The sequence below is a fragment of the Neoroseomonas terrae genome, from assembly GCF_018129025.1.
Classification (GTDB): domain Bacteria; phylum Pseudomonadota; class Alphaproteobacteria; order Acetobacterales; family Acetobacteraceae; genus Neoroseomonas; species Neoroseomonas terrae.
The window spans coordinates 1-658 of record NZ_JAAEDI010000067.1; the positions used below are offsets into that span (position 1 = coordinate 1).

A 658-nucleotide genomic window follows, 5' to 3' on the forward strand; every position below is an offset into this window, starting at 1 on the left:
GGCGGCCTCGGTGCGGCGGGCTTCCTCCTCCTGCCGGGCGGCTTCGGCGCGGGCGGCGTCGGTGGTGGCGGCCTCGGCCTCGGCCTTGTCGAGCCGGGATTCGGCCGCGCGCAGGGCGTTGCGCTGGGCGAGGCGCACCGCGCCGGGCGTCGGCGCGCCGGCCCGGGTGGTGTGGCCGTCCCAACGCCACAGCGCGCCTTCCTCCGTGACCAACGACTGGCCGGGCTTGAGCGCGGCCTGCAAGGGCGCGCCGTCAGTGCCCCGTGGCAGCAACCCGATCTGGGCGAGGGCGCGGGAGAGCGCGGCCGGCGCCTCGACCAGCCGCGACAGCGGCACCGCGCCTTCCGGCAGCGGGGCGGGCGTGTCGAGCGGCGGCAGGTTGCGCCAATGGCGGGGGGAGGCCTCGTCGGACGGGCTTTCCAGCGCTTCGCCCAGCGCGGCACCGAGCGCCGCTTCCAGGCCCGCCGGGACGCCGACCTGATCCAGGATCGGTGCCGCCGCCCCCGGCTCGCGGGAGGACAGCACCGCCTTCAGCGCATCGACCTCGGCGGCGGCGCGGGCGCGTTCGCCGCTCGCGGCCGTCGCGGCGCGGCCGGCCTCGGCATGGGCGGCGGCCGCCCAGGCGCGCATGGCCTCGGCCTTCTCGAAGGCGGCGCGG

1 pseudogene is annotated in these 658 nt (G+C 79.5%); it reads right to left on the reverse strand.

Annotated features, from left to right (window positions below):
• Positions 1–630: pseudogene (locus tag GXW78_RS27700) on the reverse strand (chromosome segregation protein SMC); the annotation flags it as partial.
• Between the last annotated feature and the right edge of the window lie 28 nt (positions 631–658).